The 23676-nt window shown below is 58.9% G+C and carries 23 protein-coding genes; 10 read left to right on the forward strand and 13 right to left on the reverse strand.

Annotated elements, in window-relative coordinates; all coding sequences use genetic code 11:
- Nucleotides 1–402: 402 nt before the first annotated feature.
- The 4 genes from MID00_RS02635 to parA are packed head-to-tail and all read right to left on the reverse strand — an operon-like array spanning nucleotide 403 to nucleotide 2460.
- Nucleotides 403–1002 (reverse strand): S26 family signal peptidase, encoded by a 600-nt coding sequence (locus tag MID00_RS02635; RefSeq protein ID WP_118994208.1) that lies wholly within the window; start codon nucleotides 1000–1002, stop codon nucleotides 403–405.
- Nucleotides 999–1544, reverse strand: coding sequence for a DUF2840 domain-containing protein (locus tag MID00_RS02640; RefSeq protein WP_118994207.1), 546 nt, complete (start codon nucleotides 1542–1544; stop codon nucleotides 999–1001). Before MID00_RS02640 ends, MID00_RS02635 begins: the two co-directional genes overlap by 4 nt.
- Nucleotides 1541–1825 (reverse strand): chromosome partitioning protein ParB, encoded by a 285-nt coding sequence (locus MID00_RS02645; RefSeq protein ID WP_254499644.1) that lies wholly within the window; start codon nucleotides 1823–1825, stop codon nucleotides 1541–1543. Before MID00_RS02645 ends, MID00_RS02640 begins: the two co-directional genes overlap by 4 nt.
- Nucleotides 1822–2460: a ParA family partition ATPase gene (gene parA, locus MID00_RS02650; protein ID WP_254499645.1), complete on the reverse strand. Its 639-nt coding sequence runs from the start codon at nucleotides 2458–2460 to the stop codon at nucleotides 1822–1824. The genes MID00_RS02645 and parA overlap by 4 nt, the downstream gene beginning before the upstream one ends.
- Between parA and MID00_RS02655 the strand changes: the two genes are divergently transcribed.
- Nucleotides 2459–2599 carry a hypothetical protein gene (locus MID00_RS02655; protein WP_164878370.1) on the forward strand — a complete coding sequence of 47 codons (141 nt, stop codon included), beginning with the start codon at nucleotides 2459–2461 and terminating at the stop codon, nucleotides 2597–2599. The two genes, parA and MID00_RS02655, sit on opposite strands and share 2 nt — an antisense overlap.
- Before the next feature lie 174 nt (nucleotides 2600–2773).
- Here the strand turns inward: MID00_RS02655 and MID00_RS02660 are convergent, their stop codons facing one another.
- The 4 genes from MID00_RS02660 to MID00_RS02675 form a co-directional block, all read right to left on the reverse strand.
- A complete protein-coding gene (locus MID00_RS02660; protein WP_118994356.1) occupies nucleotides 2774–3634 on the reverse strand; it encodes a replication initiator protein A in 861 nt (286 codons plus the stop codon).
- Between the two features lie 26 nt (nucleotides 3635–3660).
- The gene (locus MID00_RS02665) at nucleotides 3661–3945 is read right to left on the reverse strand and encodes an AlpA family transcriptional regulator (protein ID WP_118994205.1); all 285 of its coding nucleotides are present in this window, start codon (nucleotides 3943–3945) and stop codon (nucleotides 3661–3663) included.
- A gap of 83 nt (nucleotides 3946–4028) precedes the next feature.
- Nucleotides 4029–4835 (reverse strand): DUF2285 domain-containing protein, encoded by an 807-nt coding sequence (locus tag MID00_RS02670; RefSeq protein ID WP_254499646.1) that lies wholly within the window; start codon nucleotides 4833–4835, stop codon nucleotides 4029–4031.
- 370 nt (nucleotides 4836–5205) lie between these two features.
- On the reverse strand, nucleotides 5206–5556 hold the full coding sequence (locus tag MID00_RS02675; protein WP_118994203.1) for a DUF2958 domain-containing protein: 351 nt from the start codon (nucleotides 5554–5556) through the stop codon (nucleotides 5206–5208).
- Between the two features lie 264 nt (nucleotides 5557–5820).
- Here MID00_RS02675 and MID00_RS02680 point away from each other — a divergent pair, with 264 nt between their 5' ends.
- Nucleotides 5821–6117, forward strand: coding sequence for a helix-turn-helix domain-containing protein (locus MID00_RS02680; RefSeq protein WP_254499647.1), 297 nt, complete (start codon nucleotides 5821–5823; stop codon nucleotides 6115–6117).
- A gap of 71 nt (nucleotides 6118–6188) precedes the next feature.
- On the opposite strand, the gene MID00_RS02685 is transcribed toward MID00_RS02680, so the two are convergent.
- The 5 genes from MID00_RS02685 to MID00_RS02705 form a co-directional block, all read right to left on the reverse strand.
- Complete coding sequence (locus MID00_RS02685; protein ID WP_254499648.1) at nucleotides 6189–6503, reverse strand: DUF736 domain-containing protein; 315 nt, start codon at nucleotides 6501–6503, stop codon at nucleotides 6189–6191.
- 225 nt (nucleotides 6504–6728) lie between these two features.
- Complete coding sequence (locus tag MID00_RS02690; RefSeq protein ID WP_128354956.1) at nucleotides 6729–7064, reverse strand: hypothetical protein; 336 nt, start codon at nucleotides 7062–7064, stop codon at nucleotides 6729–6731.
- A 78-nt stretch (nucleotides 7065–7142) separates the two neighbouring features.
- Nucleotides 7143–7658 carry a RadC family protein gene (locus MID00_RS02695; protein ID WP_368044562.1) on the reverse strand — a complete coding sequence of 172 codons (516 nt, stop codon included), beginning with the start codon at nucleotides 7656–7658 and terminating at the stop codon, nucleotides 7143–7145.
- 730 nt (nucleotides 7659–8388) lie between these two features.
- Nucleotides 8389–10422 (reverse strand): ParB/RepB/Spo0J family partition protein, encoded by a 2034-nt coding sequence (locus MID00_RS02700; protein ID WP_118994199.1) that lies wholly within the window; start codon nucleotides 10420–10422, stop codon nucleotides 8389–8391.
- An 81-nt stretch (nucleotides 10423–10503) separates the two neighbouring features.
- Complete coding sequence (locus MID00_RS02705; protein ID WP_118994198.1) at nucleotides 10504–11328, reverse strand: DUF932 domain-containing protein; 825 nt, start codon at nucleotides 11326–11328, stop codon at nucleotides 10504–10506.
- A 707-nt stretch (nucleotides 11329–12035) separates the two neighbouring features.
- Here MID00_RS02705 and MID00_RS02710 point away from each other — a divergent pair.
- From MID00_RS02710 to MID00_RS02745, 8 genes are all read left to right on the forward strand, one after another.
- Nucleotides 12036–12377, forward strand: coding sequence for a hypothetical protein (locus tag MID00_RS02710; RefSeq protein WP_254499649.1), 342 nt, complete (start codon nucleotides 12036–12038; stop codon nucleotides 12375–12377).
- 22 nt (nucleotides 12378–12399) lie between these two features.
- Complete coding sequence (locus MID00_RS02715) at nucleotides 12400–15714, forward strand: hypothetical protein (protein WP_118994196.1); 3315 nt, start codon at nucleotides 12400–12402, stop codon at nucleotides 15712–15714.
- 298 nt (nucleotides 15715–16012) lie between these two features.
- Nucleotides 16013–16216: an excisionase gene (locus MID00_RS02720; protein ID WP_118994195.1), complete on the forward strand. Its 204-nt coding sequence runs from the start codon at nucleotides 16013–16015 to the stop codon at nucleotides 16214–16216.
- 123 nt (nucleotides 16217–16339) lie between these two features.
- Complete coding sequence (locus tag MID00_RS02725) at nucleotides 16340–16564, forward strand: helix-turn-helix domain-containing protein (protein WP_118994194.1); 225 nt, start codon at nucleotides 16340–16342, stop codon at nucleotides 16562–16564.
- A 23-nt stretch (nucleotides 16565–16587) separates the two neighbouring features.
- Nucleotides 16588–17853, forward strand: a complete 1266-nt coding sequence (locus tag MID00_RS02730) for a tyrosine-type recombinase/integrase (protein ID WP_118994193.1) — start codon at nucleotides 16588–16590, stop codon at nucleotides 17851–17853.
- Between the two features lie 5 nt (nucleotides 17854–17858).
- Nucleotides 17859–20492, forward strand: coding sequence for a DNA mismatch repair protein MutS (gene mutS, locus MID00_RS02735; RefSeq protein WP_254499650.1), 2634 nt, complete (start codon nucleotides 17859–17861; stop codon nucleotides 20490–20492).
- A gap of 236 nt (nucleotides 20493–20728) precedes the next feature.
- Nucleotides 20729–21919, forward strand: coding sequence for a cupin domain-containing protein (locus tag MID00_RS02740; RefSeq protein WP_254499651.1), 1191 nt, complete (start codon nucleotides 20729–20731; stop codon nucleotides 21917–21919).
- Between the two features lie 467 nt (nucleotides 21920–22386).
- On the forward strand, nucleotides 22387–23631 hold the full coding sequence (locus MID00_RS02745; protein ID WP_115634127.1) for a benzoate/H(+) symporter BenE family transporter: 1245 nt from the start codon (nucleotides 22387–22389) through the stop codon (nucleotides 23629–23631).
- The last annotated feature ends 45 nt before the right edge of the window (nucleotides 23632–23676 follow it).

The raw sequence follows: 23676 nt of genomic DNA on the forward strand, positions 1-23676 counted from the left end.
GCGGCAAGCCCTCTCTTGGCGCGAGCCTTGCGCCCCCAGCGGCACGACGGCAACGCCGCGTCGTGCCGCGCCACCCCCACGTGCAGACTGGCTTTGCGGGCGGCTGTGTGCCGCCCCCTTTTGTCTTGCCTTCCGCCTTTGCCTGTCGCTTTCGCTCCGGGCGTCGGCGGTCCGGCAGCGCTGTGCTGCCGACAGCCAGCCCGCCGGCGAACGCGCCAATGGCCGCAGGCCGGGCGCGTTCGAGGCAAGACGCCTGCTCGTTGGACGGCTGCGCCGGATGTTGCGCGAGGCGCGGCGCGAATGCGCCCGTGCTGCACGCGCGACGACACGGCGGCAGCAGCCGGAACAGCATGCCCGATGGCACGATGAGATGCACGGCAACGTGCAGCGAATCGGCGGCCATCATGGATGTGTCTCCAGCCAGATCGGATGCGCGACGCCAATCACGCCGGATGCGCTGACCGGGCCGAAATAACGGCTGTCGAACGACGCCGGATGTGTGGCGCTCAGCAGGAACAGTTCGCTCTCAAGGAGTGGTCGGCAATGCGGCCAGAAGGGCAGCGGCCGGCCTAGCCGGTCGGCAGGCAGTGCGGCGGCCACCGGCACGCCGTCGATACGCACCTGACCGTCGATAATGCAGACGTGCTGCGGCGCGACGGCGCCCACACGTTTGAGCAGCGGGATATGTGCGGGCAGGTAGCCGCGCTGCGCGGCCAGTACGGCGGCGTCAGCAGGCAATCGAGTCAGAACAATACTGCCCACTTCCAGCCGACGGGGCAGCGAACCGGACTGATGTTGGAATGGTTTGACGCGATACCAGCCGGCCGGAACGCTGCTGGACGGGTTGTAGATCAGGCGCGGTAGCGGCTGCACGAACGTCGCCCAGGCGAGCGCCGCGAGGCCAACGGCGGCGAAGCCCGCCAGGACGATGCGAGCGCGCACGCGTGAGCGAGGAAACGGCGCGACTTCGGGTGTGCGGGCGGTGGTGGAATCGGGGGTCATGACAGCGCCCTCCCAGCCAGCCAGGCAGTGTGCCGCTCAATGGTGTATTCGGGCAACGCCAGGCGGGCCGCCAAACGGTTGCCCAGCGTGCGCCAGTACGCTGGCGATGTAGCGGCGGGCACGATGCCCAGCGCCTCGATGGCGTCAATGCGCTCCAGCACAGAACGAACTGGATGATTACCTTCGACGTTCAGCAGCAAACGCGCACCGGGCTGCACGCCGGGAATGCGCTGCGCCGCGTCCAACGGTGTGCAAGCCTGCATTACCATGAGCTGCCAGCGTACCGTGCCGTAATCGTTGGCCTGCCAGCGGACGCGGCAGAACATCACGCCCGGCATAAACACCGCCCAGCGCCGCCAGCGATCCAGCCGGATCATGTGTGCCGGTTCGCCAAAACGCAGATAGAGATTGAAATGCGGTTCGATCGTGGCGAGCGCCACCCGCGTCAGCGGCACGCTGTTGGCTTGGTTGGCAAGCGTGGCGGATAGCGGCAGCGATGCCGCCGTCGCCGCGCCAAAAGCAGGCGAAGCGGATGTATTCATGGCGTGTCCTCTTTGCGATGTTCTGGAAACTCGCGCTCCAGCAGACCGCGCAGCAGGTCGGCCACGGTCAGGCCTTGCGTGAAGGCCGACACCTTGATGCGCGCCCGCATGGCGGGGGTGATGTCCAGCGTCAGGCGGGCGGTGTAGCAGTCGCCCTTGTTCAGTGCGCTGGCCTCACCCTGACGAATCCAGGCCTCGGCGTGCGGATTCGCGGGCGGACGCGCGCCGATTCCGACGCGTTTGGCCGGACGTTTGCTGTTCGGTGGCGGCTTCGCTGTCATGTCGGCCACCGCAGCAGTTCATCGACCAGCGCGGTGATTTCACGCGCCGCCGCACCATCAGGCGCCGTTTCGCGTGCCAGCCGCCCAGCGGCCACGCTGTCGGCAAAGACAATTCTTTGCCGAACCTCGGCGCGCAGCGTCGGCAGCGGCTGGTCGGCGAGCGCCTGGCGCGCTTCGCGCCCGATCACCGTGGTGCTGACCCGTCGATTGATGACAAAGGCCGCTTGCAAGGCGGGCCGGAACACCTGGGCCTCGCGGATCAGCGCCACCATCTCGGCGCTGGCCCACAAGTCGTAAGGGCTGGGCTGAACGGGAATCAGCACGTAGTCGGCCGCCAGCAGCGCGGAGCGCGCCAGGGCGGCGATGCGTGGCGGCCCGTCGATCACGACATGATCGGCCCGTCTGGCCAGCTCCGGCGCTTCCTGATGCAGTGTTTCGCGAGCAAGGCCCACGGCGCTGAACAGCCTTGGCAAACCTTGCTGACTTCTGCGCTGCGTCCAGTCCAGTGAGGAACCCTGCGGGTCGGCGTCCAGCAGGATGACCTGCTGACCGCGCAGCGCGAGTTCTCCAGCGATGTGGGTGGCGAGTGTGGTCTTGCCGGCGCCCCCTTTCTGGTTGAGCAAGGCAATAATCATGGCGCAGCCCTCCCACCTGGAATGCCTGTCTGTTTTTGCCTTGCCAGACGGGCATGGTGCTTCGGCTGATTTTGCTGTTCAGACCGTCCCGATTGTTGGTTTTTGGAAGCTGCCCACCGATATGGCGCTTCTCTATTAAAAGTTAGAGTAGTTAAGTTAGGTAAGTTAAGGGGCGCGCAAAGCCAGCAATGGCGCCGGGTTGCGGCCATTTTTGTTGCCTGATAGCACGAGGATGTGTTGCCTGATAGCACGAGTGTTCCGTTGCCTGATAGCACGACACTATCCACAGGATATTCACAACTTACCCACAGATTTATCCCCGTGCCGTGGGCGGCACGGGCCGGAACGTGAGCAGTTCGGTTTTGTCCTCCGGTACGAGTTCGATGCCCAGGACGTAGCCCGGCAGCGATTGGCGCGCAACCAAGGCGCGCAAGTCGGCGGCAAAGTCGTAGAAGCGCGCTACGCTGCCCGATTTGCGGTACAGGTGCCGGAAGTCGAATTGCCAGCCGTCCGGCTGCTTGCCGCCGTGCTTGCGCACCAGGCGGTACAGCCAGCGTTCGATGCCGCCCGTCAGGCGGAAGTATGCCGGGTCGATGGTCAGCACCAGGGCCGCATCCATCACCCCGGCATAGAACCAGTCCGGCAAAATCAGTTCGATGCCCAGCGGCTTGCCATCGGCATCGGCCAGCTCCTTCCATTCGTTGATCCACGAGAAGCGGTGCAGCCGCCGCCCCGTGGTTTCGCGGATGGATGTGGCCACGCTGGTCGATTGCAGCCGGTCGAGGGCGGCTTTCAGGCGCTGGTAGTCGCGCAAGGACGTACCGCGCCCAATGAAGCGCAGGATCTCGTAGGGACGCACCTGCATCAACCGTGAGCTGCGGATGCCCGCATCGCGGGCTTGCACGATCTGACTGGCGGCCCAGATCAGAATGTCGGCATCCCAGATCGTGGCAATACCGTGTTCCTGTGTACCCTCCACGCGGATGGTGACGTTCCCGCTGTGAAAGTCGATGGGCGCAACGCGCCGCGACTTCGCCAACGAGAAGAAGGGATAGGCCATCAAATCCTGAGCATCGCGCGGCGCCATGTCCTCGCCCGGTAGTGCGCGGAACAACGCCAGTTGTTCGCGCTGCGGCGGGGGTCGCAGCCGTGATGACTGCGAAGGACTGGACATGGCGATGGCCGCCCGCACCCGAACGCTCAGCGACCGTCACGATAATCACCCTCATGGCGCTCGGCGTATTCCGGGTCGGATGTCGCCTCGTAGCTGCGCGCATCGGCCCAGGCGTCCAGATCGGCCACCGCATACATGACGCGCCGGCCGAATTTACGAAACGTCGGCCCGCCGCCGATCACGCGCTGCTTTTCCAGCGTGCGCGGCGACAGGCGCAGGTACTGGGCGGCTTCGTCGTTGGTCAAGTAGCGTTGGGGCTGCGCGGGCGTGGCAATGGGTGCGGCGGCGGGCCGTAAGGGAGCGGGTCGCATGAGATGAACCTCCATCGGTCGGTAGAGCCGGCGGCGCCAGTGCTGCCGGATGGAGACAGTCTCAACAAAGCCGGGCGACTTGCTCAGGGACGTTTTGCAGGGGATGAAGATCGTCCCTGTACAGGCTCGGGCAACTGTGCCAGGCGGCGGTAGCCGCCGCGCATCAGCGCATCGCCTCGCCGAACCAGGCGGCGCATGCGAGCGCGCATAGCGCCATCGGCATGCCAGTCGCGGGCCACCGCCTTGGAGCCAAACAGCCCTTCGGCGATGTCGCGCAAGGACGCACCCGCCAGGGTCGCGTCGAGCGCTTGCAAGGTGTGCAGTTCCTGCAAGGCCGACAAGGCGGGCCGGGGCCGCACCACGGCAATGGGAACGGCGTCGTTGACCAGAGCCAGATTGTTCATTTCCAGCGTGAGCGCTTGCGCGTGCGCAAGAAGATCGGCGCCGGCGCGCACGGCATAGACGTAGGCCATGCCGTCTGCCAGGCCAGGGGCCACCGCCAGCCGCAGGCAGCTACCCGGCCAACGCACCCGCAGCACCAGGCGTACACCGTCGTGAATCAGGGATTTGTCACCGAGGATGCGCCAGAGCGTGAATAGCGTGGCACCCGGCATGGGGTCGGCGTCCGGGTAAAGATGAACGCCATGAGAATTAGGGAACCAGATCGGATGTGCGTCACGCGCATCCAGGGCGGGGTCTTCCAGCAGGCGCAAGCCCCAGCGCTGCGCCGTGGGCTGCGCGGCTTCCGGCTGCTGGGAATGGCGCAGCCAATCTTGCCGGTAATCAGGATGGCGGCGCAGATATTCCCAGGCCAGCGCCGGGCCATCCAAGTGCAGGATGTAGAGATACGCGGCAACCGGATGCCAGTGCTTGGCGAGCGAATCGGCCATGACGCAACCCCCTTTGACTCAGCGGGGCAGCACCATCGGAAAATAAACACGAGCCAATAAACACAAGCCAGTTTCAATACGTTAAGATTTAACTACCAATCGCATAAAATGAAACTAAAAACATCAAGTCCGATTGCGTCTTAACCATTGCACCAGTGATCAGAATGCGATGATGGCACCGCTGAAGAATCAGCAAGCAGCATCCATGACCCTGCCGCATTTCGCGCAGAAGATCATGACTATTTAAGTCTGGGCCGTCGCGTATTCATGCAAGACTCATGATTCAGACCGTCACGGTCTTGAACATGACTGAAATAGTCACAATGCGCCTGGATGAGATGGGCTGCGCGGCTCGTATTGCGACTGCCTGTTAATCCGTGATCGAACCGTTTTCTTGCGCCAGGCGCACGTATTCCGAGAGCGGGCGCACCGCCTGGAAATAGCGGTCGCGCATCACGGGCTGCTTGCGTGGGCCGACGATGGAGGCCAAGGCGGAAAGCTGCACAGTGCCCAGCGCCGGCATGCCTATCCCCAGGTCGATCAGCCCATACGCCGTGTCGCCATCAGCCGGATCGAGTGCGGTCAGCAGCCAGGTCGCATGCGCGTCCGGCGTGAAAAGCCGCACGACCGGCGGCGGGTCGATACGCTGGCCCGCAGCGCGGGCCTGCCCGTGAGCGAGCAGTTGTGCGCGTTCGTCGTCGGTGATGAGTGAAAGGTTCACGTGTGCTCTGCCAAAACGTAAAACCGCTGATCTGCCTTTGTGCATTTGTGCGAAGACCCGAAAGCGGTTTGTCTCGAATCCGTAAAAGCGGGCAATCGTAATGCCGATTGTGCGCAAGCCCTGAAAAGCACGCTTGCGCATCTGCGCTTTAAAAGGAATCCACCTTGACGGGTTTGCGTCATTACACAAGAAAAAGCTGAAATCTGGATGAATGAGTTAAAGATAACGTGGTTTTAATTGTGCCGCCAAACGACGCTTGTGTCTATGCAAAAGCGTCCCATACAGCGCGGTCGGCCACCCGGCGCCACCACCTATGATGCCGAACTGGCGCAAGCCTTCGGCACAGCGGTGCGTGCGCTGCGCACCGAGCGCGGCATCGCCCAGGAAATGCTGGCGAACCTCGCCAATGTTGAACGCTCCCACCTGGGCAAGATCGAGCGCGGCGAACACGCGCCCACCCTGGCCATTATCTTCAAGATCGCCGGCGCGCTCGAATGCAGCACGGCCGTGCTCATGACCCGCACGGAAGCCCAGCTTGCCGAAGGCAAGGTCTCAGAATAAGGTCTGGGGCGGCCGCGCCGCCATAGGCCTTTGAGTGGATGCGCCCCACCAAAAAGGCGGGGCGTAGTGATTTAAGCCGCCTGCGGCTTGCTGCGCGACCACAGCAGATCATGCGTGCCGTCCTCGCCTTCGATCAGGCGGGCGTAGACAGTGGACGGGAACGTGGGGTCGTCCAGGGTGACGGACAGGTATTCCCGCCCGGCCTCGCTGGTTTTCTTCCACGCCGCGCCGATGTCATGACTCGCCGCCTGCAAGCGGAAGTCGGGGGCTTTGTCGTTTTCGCCCTTGTCGTTGGCAACCAGCTTGACCTTGACGTTGAGCGTCAGGGTGCGCAGGGTGCCGGTGTAGCCGTCTTTGTCTGCGGTGAAGGTGCCGATGTTGGCCATGATGATTCTCCTTTCAGGAAATCAAGGTCGCGCCAGTGCGTCCTTGTTGTGATCCGGTCGGCGGGGGTGGGCGGGCCGCACCGCGCCAGCGGCCGTAACAACGTGAAGGGCCGGGAAGCACAAAGAATTTGTCCCGCGAGGAAGCCGCCCGCGGCGGCGGGGAAATTGTTTGTGCTGGACGGTTGCGACCAATAAGCCCGAAGGCTTGCCGTCCCCCGCCAGGATTCACGACAAGACAAGGACGTACAGGCCGACCGTCCTGCAAAGAGAGGTGGCGAACTCGGTTTCTCCGCATACAGGCTTGACCGGCAAGCGCCCTGATGCGGGCAAGAACCAGGCTCCCAATGTGGGGTGAAAACGCACCCGCCGCAAGTGGCGGCGCTGTCGTCGAAAACGCGGTGTGGAAGCTCCATAAGCCAGACCGGGCAGCGTGTCGGTGAACCGCCCCTCCTGATGTCCAGACAAACAACCGCCAGCATCGAGGACGGCACGCTTGCGTGCAACCTGCGCCAGCAAGCCCAGGCGTAGCGTGACCCGCGCCGCCGTTTGGCGGGGCGCCATATAAAAACCGAAAGCACTTGAGGCTGCCTATCTGACAACAGCACAGGGTATAACGCGCCCTGTGCTGTTGTCGGAGCTTTACAGTTGCCCCCGCTCTGCCAGTGAGGTTGTGCTTGCCGCCGTCACGAGGACATGATCGAGAAGCCGTACGTCTACCATCGCCAGCGCGTTTTTCAGATGTTTGGTCAGGTTCAGATCCGCCATGCTTGGCTCGGTTGAACCCGACGGATGGTTATGCGCCATGATGAGCGCGGCTGCGTTCAGACGCAGCGCCGTCTTAACGATCTCGCGGGGATAGACGCTGGCCTGACTCAACGTGCCCGACCCCTGCTCGATATAGCGAATCGGCTTGAAACGTGAGTCTAGATACAGGAAGGCGGCGCATTCGTGTCCCAGCCCGGCCAGCTTGGCCTGAAAAAACTGCTTCACCTTGGTCGGCTGATCGACCGGCGACGATTGGGAAACCAGGCTTTCCGCAGCCGTGCGGCCCGCCGCCAGAATCTGCTCGTCGCTGGCCAGCTTGTAGCGGCCGCTGGGACTGCGTACATACAGAGCGTATGTCTCGTCCATGTTGTCATAGCTCAGTGCGGCGATGGTGTTGTTCATGATGCTCTCCAGTGTTCAGGGCGGGATTGCCCGGAACCCGAAGGCATGGCGCAGCGCAGGTTTCAAGGGTCAAAGACGGCCAGCGGCCGCAAGCGGCGCCCACGGCGACGCGCCGCCCTTGAAAATAAGAACGACATGACACAATGACCGGGAGTAAAACAGCCCCCACCGTGTCACTGGGTTTTGCGTTGGAATCCTCTGCGTGCAACGCAGCCAGACTTTAATCGTTGCGGGTCGCGCAACGTGCACGCGCAGTGCGCAGCGCCCCCCGACGCGAAGGCGTGAGGGATGGAAGCCGAATGGCCGTGACGGCAAAGCCGGCATGGGGCGCTGCCCGACAGCCCGGCGGCGCGTGCGCCGACACGCACGGATTTATCCACAGATTCTGTGAGCAAGCCTGTGCATAAGAGATGAAGACTTTATGACAGCCCTTGTCATTCCGTGCCTTGCGCCTGGATGGGCTGCTATTTGTCCAGCGCAGCGATGGCCGCCCGCCCCCAGGCGCGCTTGTGTCATAGGCTCCGGTCGCCGCTGGCCCGGTGGGCGGCGAACGGCTGATTTGGCTTTTCGCTTTGGCTGTTATCACCGGGCGCGGCGATGCCGCGTCCGGATTTTGCCCACCGTCCACAATGACGGGGAGACATTGTGGACGGTGCGAAATAAACCCATGAACCGCCAGCGCCCCGGCTGAAACCGGGGCGCTGGTTGCTCGTCAGGGTTATGCGGCGACGGCATTCACCGCATCATTCAGCGTATCGGCATCCTCGACGGTTTCACCATCTTCGTCTGCCGCCATGTCCTGCGAGGCTGCCACCCGGAAGATGGCGGGCATCCATCCCATACCGGCCACCAGCCGTTCGGCTTCGCTGGCAATATCGGCCTTTTTCAGCTTCGCCAGCCGCGACACCTGATCAGGCGCGAACTCGCCCACGGCATCCAGAATCACGGCCTTGGAAATGTGCTTGAAGTAGCCTTCGGCGGTCGGCTGCCACCATGCCGCCATGTCCAGCCCCACGGCCTGCGCGAGCTCCGCACCCGGTTGCTGTGCGGTAGCGCGGGGGGTGATGATGTCCACCGTTGCCGCCGCGCATACTGCCAGCAGCCGCACCAGTGCATCTTGCGGCGTTGCCAGCAAGACGGTGAACAGGTCGGCGCTGTCCTGCGGCAAGCCTTCGCTCAAGACCTTTTGCAATTCTGCCAGCGCCACGGCGGCGGGAGATTCCGGCCAGTCCGGGGCCATGCTTTCCAGCCGGTCTTGCACGGTCAAGCGTATTTCCAGTGGCAAGCCGTCGCGATGATAGCGATCACGCTGCAAAACCGTCTGCACCATGCCATGCACCACAGCGGCCAGGGCAGCTTGTGGATTCCGGGCCAGTTCGATTTGCAGCGCAGCGGTGCGGTGGGCGCTCAAGCGCTGCGCCAGCCGGTCGGTCATGGAAGCGGCCTTGGGCTGTTCGTCATCCTCGCCTTCGCCGTTAACGTCATCCTCACCGCCGAAGCCTTGGCGCAGCCGCTCCAAAGTGCGCAGCGCCTTCGCTTCGGCTTCACGCATCAGACCGCGATACACCACAATTTCCCCTTGCCGATCAAGGGTAACAATGGCCCCTGCGGCGGCTTTCACGTTCGGGGCGTAATCCAGCAAGCGATCTTCCAGCGCCTGCAATTGTTCGCCCAAGCTGTCGCCCTGCTCCTGCAAGGCATCGGCTTTTTCCTCGTCATCATCGCTCAATGCCGCATCAATCGCTGCACCAGTGGCCTGCATCTTGGTTTCCAACCGCTCCATGCGCTCGGCCTCCCGCTTGGTGGGATTGCGCCGCTCACGTGGGGCTCGCTGGAAGGCTTGCAGGTCGGCATAGGTGGCAAAGGGCGTGGCATCCACCCAAGCCCACCCCTCCGCCTTCACTGTGGCCGCGTGGTCGTCCAGCTTTTGGCGCACCAGCGTTTCCAACAGTGCCGCGTCGGTGACATACACGCCACTATCGTCCTGCGCGAACAAATCACGACGAATGCCGCCGCCTGCGGCTTCGTAGGCGTCCAGTCCGACGAAGCGCACCAGCGCATGGCCTGCGTCAATTTCTCGCTCGGTCAACCGATCACGCAAGGCATGGGGGCTGCGCTGCCATTCGGGCGCGTCATAAAACGCGGCGTCTTGTGCCGCATGATCGTCTGTGATGGCAAGGGCCATCAACTGATCAAGGTTCACGGCATCGGCGCGGTAATCGGCCAGCAGGCGCGGCGAGACGTTCGCCAGTTTCAAGCGGCGCTGCACCACCAGCGGGGTGACGCTGAAATCCGCCGCAATGTCTTCAATGGGTCGGCCTTCCTTGACCAGTGCCGCAAACGCTTCAAACTGGTCTGCCGGGTGCATGGCCTCACGCTGCACGTTTTCGGTCAGGCTCACGGTGCGGGCGCTGGCGTCCGGCACCAGCAGGCATGGAACCTCCCAATCCTTGGCGATGCGGCGCTTTTTCGCCAGCAGCTTGAGCGCCGCCAGCCTGCGGCCACCGGCCACGACCTCGTAATGCTCGCCATTGACGGCGGCGATGACGGTGAGGTTTTGCAGCAGCCCCACGCGGGCGATGCTTTCCGCCAGCGCATCAATCGACTGGCCTGCGGTCTTGGACTTGCGCACGTTGCGCTTTGAAACGCGAAGCTGCGACAGCGGTACGAGAATCAGGTTTTGCGCCGGGGCGGCGGCTTCGGGCGTAGCGGTGTCGATAGCTTGGGCTTCGGTGTGGTTGATCGCGTTCATGGTGAACACTCCTTGAGGTTTTGCATTGCAGCCATGAAAAGCGCGGCAAGGGTGGCTGCCTGCCCCTGCCGCGTAGGGGAATCAGGCTTTCAACTGGCGCATACCCTCGGCCAACAGCCACAGGGAACGGTTCAGGCGAATGTCGGAATCAATGCCCTGCACCGCTCGGGTGCTTTGGCGGCGACCGTTGGCGCTGCGGCCACGCAAACCGCCTTTGGTGAGGTTTTCTTGCAGGCGGTTGAAGGTCATCCACAGATCGGGGCGGCGGTCGTCATACCGGCGCGGCATCAGAATCTGGCTTTCGGTGATAGGTGCAGGTTTGTCGGGGTCGTCGTACTTCAGGGCCAGTGCTGCGCGTGCGAGAACCTCGGCTTCTCCCGCGTCCAGCGTGATCGCCTGCATGGCTTCGCGGGATTCCTGTACCCGCTCGAAACCGTCTAGCACTTCATAAGCACCTTCGATGACCTGCCCGGTAATGTCGCCTTTATGCGGGATGCGAACATCGGCGACGGTGTCGCCGCACACCAGCCCATTGGCGCAAACAAATCTGAACGCGCCCGCCAGCATCTGATAGCTGCTCGTGCCATCGTGCGAGTTCAAAAGAATGATTTCATTGGCAATGCTGTCATTCACCTGATTGGCATGGCGCAGGCGAATCATGTGTTTGGTGTGTTCGCGCCGGTCTTCGTTACGTACCCGGGTCTGCGTCACCATGAAGGGTTCAAAACCTTCTTTCCGTAGCTCCGTCAGCACTGCCGCCGTGGGGATGTAGCTGTAGCGTTCTGAACGGCTTTCGTGTGGAGCATCGGCATAGATGGACGGCACCACCGCCCTGATCTGATCGTCCGATAGTGGGCGGTCGCTGCGAAGCACGGGGGAATGGGGAGCGAAGCGGGATGCAAGCATGGGATTTCTCCTGACAAAGAAAGGGTTTGCTGTTCACCGCACACCGGATTCCAAGATTCGGAAGCCCAACGCTTTTGAGCTGTTGTTGTGCGGTCGGCACGAAGAACCCGGTTGGCCTCGTTGCCACCGTCTTTCCTGAGTTCGTCGCCCGCGACGGTCAGGAGCCCACGAACGGGGGCCGTCAAGGAAAGAAGCGTCAGGAGGGTGCGGCCCGCAGGCGCAGCCGAGGACACGGCCTGGCGCGCCTTGACGGCACGCGGCCACGGGCTACAGTCGCGGACAAGGTGATGAAGTCAGGAAAGATGGTTGAGCAGGCAACGGCCAGGTCTTTGGTGTCGCCCGCAGGCAAGCGAAGCGCGCAGGCCCGAAGCGGGGAAGCCGGGCCGTAGGCGTCAGGGATGTGGAAGGCTGGCGATAGGCAGTCCCGTCAGGGATGAGCGGGAGCGAACCTGGAGCAGCGTGGTGCGCGAAGCGCAGACGCTATGGTTTGATTAGGTGATGAACTTCAACAGCGACAACACCGCCCTGTTCATTTTTGATACATTCTTGAGGGGCGCCACTGCCTTTCGTGGCAAGAGACGACAAGAAGTGGCAATGCTGGTCGGGCACATATTGCCATCCAGTCATTCGTTCGGCTGTAGCCTACACCATGTTCCCCAGATAGCTGCCGTAAAAACCACCTTTCTCACACCAAAGGAATATCTAGAATGGATTTCATTACTACCGGAGTCATCGCAAGCACGATTTACGACGTATTGAAACGCGGCGCTCAATTAAGCGGCGATATTCTAAAGAGTCGTTTAGGTAGCTGGATTAAAGACGAGGTGGTTGCTGATGCTTTGGCCACCGAACTTGCGAAACTCAATATCAACGACGAGTTAAGTGAGCTAGCCATTAATCGCCGCCTAGAAAATTCCTCGCAATTACTCACCCTACTTCAAGAAATCAACGCAAAGGCTGCCATAGCTACGCCATCCACAATCAATACCGTCACTCAAACTCACAACAGCAGTGGCGACAATGTAGCAGGCAACAAAATCACCCAGTGATCAATAATCAGGAACCGCATACGTGAGCACAATTGAGCAGAGCCACACCGGTGTTGGTGATAACGTGGCTGGCGATAAGATCATGGTCCAGATCAAATCGCTGGCTCCGGCTGATCTGATTCCTCCAATGGATTTGGTGCTCGAAAGCCTTCGAAAAAAGGATAATGCTACGGCCAAAACCCAGATGGTCATGCTCAAAGCCATGGCCCAGCGAGACCCTGAAGCTGCCGCCTTGGTAGAGGTCATTTCAATCTATAGCGGACTGGTTGAAGCTCAAGATCACGATGACGCCTGGAAAACCGTTGCGAAGATCATCTCGACCGCAAGCAATCATGTGGTTAAGGACATGTGCTTAGCGGCGCTCCTGAAGTTGTCAAGTGGTACTGATCGCGAACAGGCGGCGAGAGACCTTTTTGAAGGAAAATCGCCTCCCGGACCGTACTCCCAAGAGACGTATCTACGTTTGTACGCAGACAAGGAGTACCTGGAGGCAGCGGGAAAAGGAAACCCCACAGAGGCAGAACTGACTGGGATCGTTGAGGGTGCCGCCCGACTGCAACTAACAGATCTGATGCTGCGAATGGCCAAGCACTTGGATACGTGGTTTCCCTCCTACAACTCCAAGGTGCTTCTTACCATCGCAACAGGCATGAAGTTCAACCCTGATCTTGCTAAATGTCACTTTTGGTTGAACCGGCCTGCAGTGAAGGAAGGGCTGGACGATCTGGCTGACCACACTGCTCAGCTATTCGAGCAATCGGAAGGCACCGATATACGCGTCCAGGAACTGGCCTGCTCCATTTTCAACGCTTATCAGGGCTACGCACCACTCAGCTTATTCAAAACGCTGAAAAAGCACCTTCCGAATCTTGATCCCACTCGATCTGCTTCTATTGCGATGTGCAAGGCTGCTTTAGGTGACGAGACCGCGCTGAACGAATCACAGAGGGAGCTGAAAGCGGCAACTGAAAATCCTCAAAAGCGCACTGCCTGGTGCAACCAGTTCCTTGCAGCGAATAGTCACCCAATCAGCGACATAATGCCCTTCCTTCGACTGGCAACACCACCCGAGCTCGAAGAATGGGTGGGTCGTGAGCATATACTAAATGACGCCTCTGAAATGGAGGAAGCTTACGTTCGACTGTTAGTCCACGCCCTTAAGCACGATGAAGATAACCATAGTGCACGGCAGAGACAGGAATTGGCCCAGCACGCGGATCGTTTCATTTCGCGATGGGGGAACGACATAACGACCTTGATGCCGGAAGTGGTATTTGAATTGGCAGAAAAGCTATCCGCCAGCAAACTACCTAATAAGGCAATCGAGTTCACCTCCCGTCTCATACCCGATGACACGTTATGGCCGTCTCAGTTCGTCGTAGCCTATCTGAGATGCTTACTTGAAGCGGAGCAGTACGAAACATTCGAGAAGGTGATCGACAAAATCAAAGATGCAGAAAAGTCTGTAATGATCTTAAACCTCAGTGCGATGAAAGCCGAGCGAATGGGGGATATCACATCTGCACTGAAATTTAGTGATCTCATGGTCGAGTATGCACCTGATATGGCATATGCATGGTATCAGGGCTGCCACCTTCGAGCGCGCCATCAGAGTTTAGCCGAGCAACAGCTTTTTCATCAGAGGATACCTGATGCTGTGCTGCAATCTCCGATTCCCGAGGTCATGGCCATTCTTGGGTTTCTTACCCGAGCCGGGAACTTCAAACGCGTAGAGCCGCTGTGGGTGGATTGGTTCATCCAATCCCCCAGAGACCGAGCCGTCGACTTGGTAAATTTCCACTTTGGCACAGGCCTCATGACCGACTTAGACTTAGATGTCTCGGCTACATTAGAGCAGTGCGCAGTTGCCATTGAGTATGAGCAGGAAGGAAATATTCAGACTCGGCTGATCGTTGAGGACGACCAAAACTCCGGTGAATACACATTGAGGTCCTCCAGCCACTTGGGGAGGCTGCTGCAAGATCTGCCGAAAGGCGAAAGCGCCAATTTGGGAATGGCTACTTACAGGGTGATAGACCGCCTGCCCCCTTACGTGGGGTGTTTACGTCTTGCATTAAGACTGCGACATATCCACAACGATGGCAGCGATTGCTTCGTCATGATGCAGATGCCATCTGACCCTGCTGAGTTAGTACCCTATTTAGAGAAAAAACTCGGCCAAAATTCAGATGCTGAGCGTCGCAAGCAACTGGAAGAGGTTGATGCCTTACCGTTATATATTCGTGGTCATGCGCTCTATCCAAACGATGCTTTTAAAAGCGCTTTGAATTGCTGGCCTGACGTCCGGATTCCCAAATCACCCCTATGGAATCAAGGTGAGGCTAGCCCTAATGCCATTGTGCTTGACGCTTACGGCATTGGCTACTTAGCAACTACAAACCTAGTCCGCGCAGTACTAGATGCTGGCATTTCATTTATTTTACCCGCAGCCACCAAAGAGAAGCTGACACAGTTCATCAATGAGATCTCCGATGAAAAGTTCATGCTCTTAGGTGTGACGGATAGTGGAAGACTTGTTCGAACCACGGCATCGGATATTCGCGAAAATAGCGCACACATAGTAGAGACGCTGCAATTAGTGCTGGACAATTCATCTGTAGCCTATCCGATGGCTCATGATGCAAATCTTGAGGTTTTTTCAATCAAGGAAGGGATAGACGCTACCGTCTACGATGCCATTCAGCTTTCCATGGCCAATAACATTCCTTGGTTTTGTATGGATGGGGCTTTTTCTGCTTTACACCACGCCAACAAGAGTCCTACGGCAAATGTAGCCGCTATAGTTCTTCGGGCTGTGTCAAAAGAAGAGTTCGACTTTGAGAGTCTGCGACACGGCTTTTTACTTTACTCTGTTGGCGCCCTTCCACTGGCATTCACTGCCCAAAATCTCCATTCGCTAGCACAAACACCAAATCCGTTGGCTAGTTTCATTCTGTTCCAACTGATAAAAAATCACGGTCGCCAAATTTTTTCAGATGAAGGGGAATCCGAGCTGTTGCTCCATTTGATTTTTGTTCATCTGTCCAGTCGCTATACCTTTGGCGGAGATCTCAGAACTCTATGGCCACGCTACACACCTTGGCAGATTTTCACCGATCATGTATTTAATCACGGACTCAGCCTATATCTCTCATTTGGCAAGGGCTACACGGAACTTCGACTAGCAAAGGTTATGAAGTACATGCTCTTCAGAACAGGGACGCACCACGCCCTTTGGGAGCATATTTGTCGAAAATTTTTAAGCTTTGCTGAAGGGCATTTCATGTCTTTAAAAATTATTGCTGAATATTTTCAATCATTTGAATCCGAACCATGAAAAAATCTGCACACACTGTTTGTTTTTAGCAAACGTAACGCGCAGACCCGACTCAACCAGACGGACCGAAGGTGTCATGCCGGATAACCATGACTTGAAGCACGGGCGGGCGCATCCCCGCGAACGCGACTGCTCCTGGCTCCAGGCCTATCGGTGAGACGACATACCCCGAGGCCACCCCACACACCCGCCTACGCTCAACTACGCCCACACAAGTTTCCCCAATAACAAACCCCGGCAACAATTTCCCCATGCTGGTTCGGTTGCATTGTGGCACCGACAACACAGGGAGAACGCCGTGAGCAATCCAAGCCGATGGGTACTCGTCAAGCGGTTTGCCGAAGTCACTGGCTACAGCGAGAACGCGGTGCGCCACAAGGTTAAAGGCGGAATTTGGCTGGAAGGTCGCATCTGGCGCAAAGCGCCGGATGGCCGTATCTTTTTGAACCTTGCAGAGTTCGAACGATGGGTGGAAAGCACAGCGCACGCCAGATCCTTCTGAGTGACGTTTAGAAGGCATAAGCATCCGTCACCTGTTGGGAATGGCAATTCTTGCAATACGACCAATGGTCGTATATAATTCGGGGATTAGCTGCAAACGCGCAGGTTTCCACCATTCTTGTCTATGTCTGAATCGACGAAGCAGCAAAGCCCGCCGGTCGCCACCATTCGTGATGCCCGCATCGTAGCTGGCCTTACTCAAACGGAAGCCGCGCAAATTGTGCGGGTATCGCTGCGCGCATGGCAGCGTTGGGAGGCGGGCGACCGTTCCATGCCTCCCGGTCTTTTCGAGCTTTTCATGCTCAAGACCGGCCAATGGCCCTTGAACGAGCAAACGAAGGCGGAGTAAGCATAAGCAGCAGGAGCATCGTGATGGCAGTCGAAGCAGTAGCGAAGACCGGCTTCCCCGGCATCTGGATACACGGCAAATCGATCCGCGTGGACTTCATGCACCAGGGCGTGCGCCATCGGCATACGCTTGGACTTGACCCCACCAAAGCAAACCTCAAGCACGCCGCGCGTCTGCGCAGTGCGGCTCTGTATGCGTTGCGCACCGGCACCTACAACGAAGCAGAAATGTTTCCGCACACGCGCCCAGCGGAAAGCACTGCCCAAACCAGCAAGCGCCTGGTCGACCTGTGCGACCGCTACAAGCCGCTCAAGGCGGTCGACATCACACCGGAAACACAGTCACGCTACGAGAACGCGCTAAACGTCTGCCTGGAGACGATCGGCCGCGACCGCCAAGTCGACGCGCTCAAGCCCGCCGACATCCAGCAGTTGCGAGTCGATCTGATCGCCACCCGCGCGGTCTCTACCGTCAACCACTACCTCGCAACCTTCTCCGGCTTCCTGTACTGGTGCGAAGACAACGGATACTGCAAGGATCTGGCCAAGCATTGCACCCGCTTCACCAAAAGCCACAAAGACCCCGACCCGTTGAGCTTCGAGGAGTATCAGTTGCTCATTGATAAAGGCTGCATACACCCGATTGACCGGGCGGCAGTCACGTTGGCGGTCTATACCGGACTACGCCCCGGCGAACTGCTGGCATTGGCTTTGGAGGACGTGGCCACCGACCTGAGCAAGATTACGGTACGCCGGTCAGTGACCCAATCCATGACGTTCAAGGTTCCCAAGACAAACAAGGAACGCACCGTCTTGCTGTTCCCGCCCGCCCGTGAGGCACTGCGGGTGCTTATCGAGGACGCCAAACATCGCAAGCCCGCTGATCTGCAAGTCTGGCTAAACCGCCATGAATCGCGTACCGACCGCGTGCGCGTTCTCCTGTCGCCCAAAACTCAAGCACGCAGGAAGGAAGTCAACGAATTCTTTGTGCCCAGCGCCTGGAATACCAAATGGAGCAACCTGGTCCGACGGGCGGAGATTCGCCCACGCCCACCCTATCAGACGCGGCACACCTACGCATGCTGGAATCTGACGGCTCGCGGAAACTTGGCCTTTATCGCCAATCAGATGGGCCACAATGATTACTCCATGCTCGTGCAAGTGTACGCGCGCTGGATAGATTCAGAGTCTCCCAGCGAGCTGGAACGTATCTGGGAGAGCATGCAAAACATGCGTCAAATTGTCCCAAATTTGTCCCAAGAAAACCGCGAAGAAACAGTAACTATTTGATTTGTATGAATAAAACCGATTTATCTTCGCACACGCCCATGATGCGTCAATACCTTCAGCTCAAAGCGGAGGCTGGCTCGCATCTGCTGTTCTATCGGATGGGGGACTTCTATGAGATGTTCTACGCCGATGCCGAACGCGGCGCACGCCTGCTGAACCTGACGCTGACCAAGCGCGGTTCCTCCAACGGCGAGCCTATCCCCATGGCTGGTGTGCCTTTTCATGCCATGGAAGGTTATCTGGCGCGTTTGGTGGCCTTGGGCGAATCCGTCGCCATCTGTGAGCAGGTCGGTGACCCGGCTGCCAGCAAAGGTCCGGTCGAGCGCAAGATCATGCGTGTAGTTACTCCCGGTACGCTAACTGATGACGCCTTGCTGCCTCCCAAGGCAGACCGCCTGATCGCCGCCTGCACACTGATCAAGGTGCAACGTCAGGAAATGGTGGGGCTGGCCTGGATGAACCTGGCCAGTGGCGAGTTTCTGGTCAGCCAGTGCGAACCGGACATGCTGGATACGGAACTGAATCGTATCGGCCCTGTAGAACTGGTCTATCCCGAATCGCTGCGCCCTGCCCCGGAACTGCCGCAAGCCAGTTGCCACACCCTGCCGGATTGGCACTTTGCACAGGACGGTTCACGCGAAACCTTGCTGGACCATTTTGACCTGGATTCCTTGGCCAGCTTTGGTCTGGACGATCTGCCTGCGGCGACGGCGGCAGCCGGAGCCTTGCTGCGTTATGTCGGCAGCACACAATCTCAGTCCCTGGTCCACATCACCGCTATCCGCGTTCAACACAGCTCGGACTTTCTGGTGCTGGATGCCGTCACGCGCAAGAATCTGGAAATTACCGAAACCATTAGCGGTGAAACCAGCCCAACCCTGTTCTCCACGCTGGATCATTGCCAGACTCCCATGGGCAGCCGTTTGCTGCGCCGCTGGCTACATCACCCCTTACGCTTGAACCACGCCGTTCAGCAGCGCCAGGATGTGGTATCCCTGTTTTTCCAAACCCAGCAAAGCGCCAGCTTGAATGCAGGCGATCCTTTGGGTGTGCTGCGCCATGCCCTGCGCCGCTTCCCGGACCTGGAGCGTATTGCCACGCGTATTTCGCTACGCAGCGTGCGTCCTCGGGAGCTGGCCAGCTTGCGCGATGCGCTGGTGACACTGCCTGAACTACGTCGGGAGCTGGAACAGAACTTTGCTCAGTCTGAACACTTGCATGGGCATTTGTTAAGTCTGGCTCTGGACCCGGAGCTGGCTTCCTTGCTGCAGTCTGCCATCGCCTCCGAGCCCGCCTTGCTGATACGCGATGGTGGTGTCATTGCCGATGGCTACGATGCGGATCTGGACGAGCTACGCAGCCTGGCCAGCGATAGCGGCGATGTGCTGGTGAAGATCGAAGCCCGCGAACGCGAGCGCACCGGCATTGCTACCTTGCGCGTTGAATACAACCGTGTGCATGGTTTCTTTATTGAAGTCAGTCGCGGTCAGGCCGACAAGGTCCCCGACGACTACCGCCGCCGCCAGACACTGAAAAATGCCGAGCGCTTCATCACGCCTGAATTGAAAGAGTGGGAGGACAAGGTCCTGTCCGCCAAGGACCGCAGTCTGAGCCGCGAGAAGTTCCTGTTCGATGAATTGCTGGACAAGCTGCAAAGCTATGCAGGCCCCTTGGCCTTGTGCTCCAGCGCGCTGGCCGAACTGGATACCCTGTCCTCCCTGGCCTTGCACGCACTGGACAATAATTGGGTCGCCCCCGAGCTGACCGAGCAGGCTGGTATCTGGATTGAAGCAGGCCGTCACCCTGTGGTGGAGCACAGCATCGAGCGCTTCACGCCCAACCATTGTAAAATGCACGCACAACGTCGCATGTTGCTGATTACCGGCCCGAATATGGGCGGTAAATCCACCTATATGCGTCAGGTTGCCCTGATTGCCTTGCTGGCCCGCATCGGTAGCTTTGTACCGGCAAGCACAGCCCGTATTGGTCAGATCGACCGCATCTTTACCCGTATCGGTGCAGCGGATGATCTGGCTGGTGGCCGCTCTACCTTCATGATGGAAATGACCGAAGCAGCAGCCATTCTGGCCGGTGCCACCCCCTACAGTCTGGTGCTGATGGATGAAATTGGTCGCGGCACCTCCACCTATGATGGTCTGGCCCTGGCCTGGTCCATCGCGCATCGCTTGCTCAGCCACAATCAGGCACTGACCCTGTTTGCCACGCACTATTTCGAGATCACGCGCCTGCCCAACGAGCTACCTGCCGCTGCCAACGTGCACTTGGCCGCCGCAGAATCGGCCTCCGGCATTGTGTTCCTGCACGAAGTTCAGGAAGGCCCCGCCAGCCGCAGCTACGGGATTCAAGTTGCACAACGTGCCGGCATTCCCTCTGCGGTCATCCGTCAGGCCAGTCGCGAGCTAAGCCGTCTGGAAGCACAAAACGATCCTAGCGCACAGTTGGATTTGTTCAATGCAGGCAGCGCTCCGGAAGCCACGGTCGCCGAGCCTGACCCAACCACAGAAAAAGCACTGGACCTGCTGGATCAGTTCAAGCAACTGGATGTGGATGACCTGAGCGCACGCGACGCCCTGGATTTGCTGTACCGCTGGAAAAAAGAGATGAAGGCGGCGGGTTAAACAGTCCTGAAGGGAGCCCAAGAGGCTCCTTTTTTTATGTGGTTTTCCGAGGACCGTTGGCGAGCAGATCGACAATCAATCATTCTTAGACTCCTACCGTGAGTCAATCACTCTATATCGCGAGTATTTCTCTGGATTCTTTGCGCTAGATACGCCTGATACGCAGGCTAGCCATACACCGGGACAGGCCGGATCAGTTAAGCTACGGGCTAATTTAATTCTTGTTCGGGCAGTCCATGACTATCGACCAGCCATTGACCCTTTTGGGCGGCATCAGCGCGCATGAGTTCATGCAAACCTACTGGCAACGCAAACCTTTATTGATACGCGGCGCCATCCCTAATTTCAAGCACTCGCTGAGCATAGACAATATCCGCGAGCTGGTAACGCGTGAAGAAGTCGAGTCGCGCCTGATCATCCATGATGGCGAAGACTGGGAAATGGAAACCGGGCCTTTTGACGAGCTGCCGCCCGCCTCGCAGCCCAACTGGACCGCCCTGGCACAAAGCGTGGATCTGCACGACGACAACACCGCCGCCCTGATGCGTCAGTTCCGCTTCATTGGCGATGCCCGTCTGGACGACGCCATGATCAGCATTGCTTCTGACGGCGGTGGCGTAGGCCCACACTTCGACAGCTACGATGTGTTCCTGCTGCAAGCCCACGGCAAGCGTCACTGGCGTATCAGCCAGCAAAAAGACCTGAGCCTGGTGCCCGACCTGCCCTTGAAGATTCTGCGCAATTTCCAGGTAGAAGAAGAGTTCACGCTGGAACCCGGCGACATGCTGTATCTGCCCCCGCACGTGGCACATGACGGGATTGCAATGGGCGACTGCATGACGATTTCCATCGGCTTTCGCTCGCCTACCCAGGCAACGCTGGCCCGTGGTTTGATGGATGCCGCCTCGGATCAGTTGGCCGCCGCCAGTGGCGAAGGCTTTGGCTTGTATGCCGACCCACCGATGCCCATGCCCGAGAGCCTGCAGCAGCGCTACACCGACCCGGATGCCCAGGCCAGCACCACACCTGCCGCCTTGCCGGAGAAGCTTGTTCAGAAGTCGCTGGATGCCTTGAACGCCATTCGTTTTGACGAAGCATTGGCCTCACGGTTCCTGGGCGTCTGGCTGACCGAATTGCCCAGTAATAGCTGGTTCGACATTGCCGAAGACCCGGTTGATCTGCATGACCCCGAGCGGCCTGCAGGCCGCTTGGCTTTGGATCGCTGCTCGCGCATGATGTATCGCGGCGATGAGCTGTATATCAACGGTGAGGTCGCCTCCTGCCCCGCCAGCCCGGCCCTGAAACAACTGGCTGACCAACGTGAACTCTTGATCCCCGGCGACAGTTTCGAAGCCCTGGATGAAGATGAGCGCGAAATGCTGAATGCCTGGCTGGATGACGGCTGGCTACAGTTCAAGGAAAACTGAGCACTGAGCCACTAACTCTGGCAAGTTCAGAAAAGAAGCGGGGCAGCTTGCAGGCTGCTTCGCTTTTTTATTGCTAACACCTCAGGAATCGAAAAACCGATACATTTGCTGGTTGCAGTTGCAGTTGCAGTTGCAGTTGCAGTTGCAGTTGCAGTTGCAGTTGCAGTTGCAGTTGCCACAGTATTTTATTCACGCCATCCAGCAAAAAAAAGCACTATCATGAACAACGCGATTCACAAGACGAGCAATTCGTCATAAAGCCACCATTAGTGGCTTTGCAGCCGAGCTTCAATCCAGCTCGGGCCACATTCAAAATCACGTAGCCACCCCACTCAATCTAGTCAGGCACCTACCCAACTCAAAAGTGGTCTGCCATATACCCACAAAGCGTCCTATCTGGCCAGTCCATTTAATCGCTATAAATAGTGCTCGTTTGTCATCTCTCCTTTTGGAAAGCGCAGAGCACTATGTCTACCTCCCGATCGACCTCATCCTCTCTAGTCAGCGACCTGATCCCGCCTATCGTGGCCGGTCTGATCTCGGTCATCGTCAACTACGGCGGCACCTTTATTCTGGTTTTCCAGGCCGCCAAAGTAGCCGGCCTCAGCCCTGAGCTGACCGCCTCCTGGGTCTGGTCAATTTCCATTGGTGTGGGTGTTACCGGTTTGCTCTTGAGCTGGGTTTCGCGCGAACCCATCATCACCGCCTGGTCCACGCCCGCCGCTGCATTTCTGGTTACGGCTCTGGCCACCACGCCATATGAAGAAGCCGTCGGCGCCTACCTGATCTCGGCAGCGGCCTTTGTGGTCCTGGGCCTGTCCTCCTACTTCGAGCGCCTGATCCGTCTGATCCCCAACGGCATCGCTGCCGGTCTGCTGGCTGGCATTCTGCTGCAATTTGGCATTGGCGCATTTGGCAGCATGACACTGGACCCGAAACTGGCAGGTCTGCTGATTCTGGCCTACCTGATCATCAAACGCTTTTCCGCACGCTACGCAGTGGTAGGCATTCTGATCCTGGGCCTGAGCTTCCTGCTGCTGGAGCATCGCGTAGACCTGAGTGGCCTGAAACTGGAACTGGCTGCGCCGGTATTCACCATGCCAGTATTCACCCTGAATGCCTTGCTAAGCGTCGCCTTGCCCTTATTCCTGATCACGCTGACCGGCCAATACATGCCCGGCATGCTGGTCCTGCGTAACGACGGTTTTCGTACCAGTGCCAACCCAATTGTCTGGGTGACAGGACTGGGTTCGTTGATCATGGCTCCCTTTGGCTCCCATGCCATGAACGTAGCCGCCATTACCGCCGCTATCTGCACCGGGCCAGAGGCGCACCAGGATCCTTCCAAACGCTGGGTTGCCGGGATTGCCGCCGGTGTGTTCTACATTCTGGTTGGCGTTTTCGGAGTAACCCTGGCCGCTGTGTTCATGGCCTTCCCTGCAAGCTTTATTACCACGCTGGCGGGCTTGGCTTTGTTGGGCACCATTGGCGGCAGCCTGGCGGGAGCCATGGCAGACGTCAAATCGCGTGAAGCAGCCTTGATTACCTTTTTGGCATCAGCCGCCAATATCACCCTGTTCGGGATTGGCGGGGCTTTCTGGGGCCTGGTGATCGGTCTGCTGGCGTACTTTATTTTGAATGGGAAGTTGCCGCAGCGAAAAACGGAAAAGCTGGGTACTGAGGGGCTTCCGGCGGCGTCTGATGCTCGGTAACTCATAAAAACCTATTCAGGCCAGAACAGAGTTTCTGGCCTGAAT

Source organism: Alcaligenes sp. NLF5-7 (assembly GCF_024266725.1).
Lineage (GTDB): Bacteria > Pseudomonadota > Gammaproteobacteria > Burkholderiales > Burkholderiaceae_B > Alcaligenes > Alcaligenes phenolicus.

Excerpts from the sequence above, each read along its gene's own strand:
- MID00_RS02635 (WP_118994208.1), bottom strand. The coding sequence starts at position 1,002 with ATGACCCCCGATTCCACCACCGCCCGCACACCCGAAGTCGCGCCGTTT.
- MID00_RS02640 (WP_118994207.1), bottom strand. The coding sequence starts at position 1,544 with ATGAATACATCCGCTTCGCCTGCTTTTGGCGCGGCGACGGCGGCATCG.
- MID00_RS02645 (WP_254499644.1), bottom strand. The coding sequence starts at position 1,825 with ATGACAGCGAAGCCGCCACCGAACAGCAAACGTCCGGCCAAACGCGTC.
- MID00_RS02655 (WP_164878370.1), top strand. The coding sequence starts at position 2,459 with ATGGCGCAGCCCTCCCACCTGGAATGCCTGTCTGTTTTTGCCTTGCCA.
- parA (WP_254499645.1), bottom strand. The coding sequence starts at position 2,460 with ATGATTATTGCCTTGCTCAACCAGAAAGGGGGCGCCGGCAAGACCACA.
- MID00_RS02660 (WP_118994356.1), bottom strand. The coding sequence starts at position 3,634 with ATGTCCAGTCCTTCGCAGTCATCACGGCTGCGACCCCCGCCGCAGCGC.
- MID00_RS02665 (WP_118994205.1), bottom strand. The coding sequence starts at position 3,945 with ATGCGACCCGCTCCCTTACGGCCCGCCGCCGCACCCATTGCCACGCCC.
- MID00_RS02670 (WP_254499646.1), bottom strand. The coding sequence starts at position 4,835 with ATGGCCGATTCGCTCGCCAAGCACTGGCATCCGGTTGCCGCGTATCTC.
- MID00_RS02680 (WP_254499647.1), top strand. The coding sequence starts at position 5,821 with ATGCAAAAGCGTCCCATACAGCGCGGTCGGCCACCCGGCGCCACCACC.
- MID00_RS02685 (WP_254499648.1), bottom strand. The coding sequence starts at position 6,503 with ATGGCCAACATCGGCACCTTCACCGCAGACAAAGACGGCTACACCGGC.
- MID00_RS02690 (WP_128354956.1), bottom strand. The coding sequence starts at position 7,064 with ATGGCGCCCCGCCAAACGGCGGCGCGGGTCACGCTACGCCTGGGCTTG.
- MID00_RS02700 (WP_118994199.1), bottom strand. The coding sequence starts at position 10,422 with ATGAACGCGATCAACCACACCGAAGCCCAAGCTATCGACACCGCTACG.
- MID00_RS02705 (WP_118994198.1), bottom strand. The coding sequence starts at position 11,328 with ATGCTTGCATCCCGCTTCGCTCCCCATTCCCCCGTGCTTCGCAGCGAC.
- MID00_RS02710 (WP_254499649.1), top strand. The coding sequence starts at position 12,036 with ATGGATTTCATTACTACCGGAGTCATCGCAAGCACGATTTACGACGTA.
- MID00_RS02725 (WP_118994194.1), top strand. The coding sequence starts at position 16,340 with ATGTCTGAATCGACGAAGCAGCAAAGCCCGCCGGTCGCCACCATTCGT.
- MID00_RS02730 (WP_118994193.1), top strand. The coding sequence starts at position 16,588 with ATGGCAGTCGAAGCAGTAGCGAAGACCGGCTTCCCCGGCATCTGGATA.
- mutS (WP_254499650.1), top strand. The coding sequence starts at position 17,859 with ATGAATAAAACCGATTTATCTTCGCACACGCCCATGATGCGTCAATAC.
- MID00_RS02740 (WP_254499651.1), top strand. The coding sequence starts at position 20,729 with ATGACTATCGACCAGCCATTGACCCTTTTGGGCGGCATCAGCGCGCAT.
- MID00_RS02745 (WP_115634127.1), top strand. The coding sequence starts at position 22,387 with ATGTCTACCTCCCGATCGACCTCATCCTCTCTAGTCAGCGACCTGATC.